Genomic DNA, 1,697 nt, shown 5'->3' on the forward strand with positions numbered 1-1,697 from the left:
CCGAGGCTGTGTGAAAACGTAGCTGTCGCTATACTTATCCCATGACAGAGTGTGGGAGGTAACGATGAAACGGTTCGTCGCAGGTGAATCCCGATCCCAAGCTACCTTGTTTCCTGAGCTTCTGGATGATTTTGTCTCTGAAGATAATCCGGTTCGAGCCATTGAGGCTTTTGTTGACGCCCTTGATCTCAAGCAGCTGGGCTTTAATGGCGTTGACCCTCATGCGACGGGTCGGCCCGCCTACCACCCCGCCGTTCTTTTAAAAATTTATCTCTACGGCTACCTCAATCGCATCCAATCTAGCCGCCGTCTGGAACGTGAGGCACAGCGTAATGTTGAACTCATGTGGCTAACGGAACGCCTAGCGCCGGATTTCAAAACGATCGCAGATTTCCGCAAAAACAACGGCAAAGCGATTCAAGCTACTTGCCGCGACTTTGTCATGATATGTCGACGTTTAGGGCTCTTTTCACATTCGGTAATGGCAATTGATGGCAGCAAATTTAAGGCAGTCAACAATCGAGACCGTAACTTTACCTTGGCTAAGATGAAGCGGCGGGCAGAAGAAATCGATAAAAGTATTGAGCGTTACTTACGCCAGCTCGACGCAATGGATCAAAGCGCCGCCGCTGTCACAGAAACGCAGACGACTGGTTTGAAGGAAAAGATCGCTTCCCTAACAGAAGAAGTTCAGCAACTACAATCCATTGAAATTCAAAGAACTGAGTCTCCTGACCAGCAAGTCTCTTTGACAGACCCTGATGCTCGCTCCATGACTGCGCGAGGAACGGGAATCGTAGGCTACAACGTGCAGACGGCTGTCGATAGCCAGCATCATTTGATTGTCGCCCATGAGGTCATCAATGTCGGCAGTGACCGGCGTCAGCTTTACCGGATGGCCCAACAAGCACGCGATGCTAGTGCTGTCAGTGATCTCCACGTTGTAGCTGATCGCGGTTACTTTACGGGTGAGGAGATACTTGCGTGTCACAAGGCCGGTATCACGACGTATCTTCCCAAGCCCAAAACCTCGCCTAGCCAGGCTAAAGGTATGTTTCCCAGAGAAGCGTTCCGCTACGTGCCTGAGCGTAATGAATATCGCTGCCCAGCAAGGGAGCGCCTGATTTGGCGCTTCAAGAACGTTGAAAAAGGCCAGACGCTTCATTGCTACTGGAGTTCGGCTTGCCCGAATTGCTCAATGAAGCCGCAATGCACCACAGGTATCTATCGGCGTATCAAACGGTGGGAACACGAAGAGGTTCTGGAGGCGGTAAAATTTAGACTGGATCAGGCGCCGGATATGATGCGCATCCGTCGTAAGACGGTCGAGCACCCCTTTGGCACGTTGAAAGCGTGGATGGGAGCGACGCACTTCCTGACTAAGGGACTTAAGAACGTCAGCACGGAAATGAGCCTCCATGTACTTGCTTATAACATGAAACGCGTAATGAATATCTTTGGCACCCAGGGATTAGTCCAGGCAATCCGTGGGTAAGGGCTTCAACCTGGTTCTGGCAAGCTTGTAAAAGCCGATAACGCTCTTTAGCGGGTGTTTCTTAGTGATCATCTCAAACAGCTAGAGATGCGGAAATAATAAATGAAGACGTTCTGAAACGTATTGCTAGCCGATAGTCGTACCAAGACGACTGGATACTGTCATCGGCAACTGATTTTTAGGTTTTCACACAACCTCGACC

General features: G+C 50.3%; 1 protein-coding gene. It reads left to right on the plus strand.

The features are described 5' to 3' along the window. Nucleotides 1–64 precede the first annotated feature (64 nt). Complete coding sequence (locus ACT3TC_RS17050) at nt 65–1,495, plus strand: IS1182 family transposase (RefSeq protein WP_444641139.1); 1,431 nt, start codon at nt 65–67, stop codon at nt 1,493–1,495. The last annotated feature ends 202 nt before the right edge of the window (nt 1,496–1,697 follow it).

Source organism: Halomonas sp. AOP27-A1-41, assembly GCF_052378605.1.
In the GTDB taxonomy this organism is placed as follows: domain Bacteria; phylum Pseudomonadota; class Gammaproteobacteria; order Pseudomonadales; family Halomonadaceae; genus Vreelandella; species Vreelandella citrativorans.

Coding starts and splice junctions, on each gene's coding strand:
- ACT3TC_RS17050 (WP_444641139.1), top strand. CDS start 65: ATGAAACGGTTCGTCGCAGGTGAATCCCGATCCCAAGCTACCTTGTTT.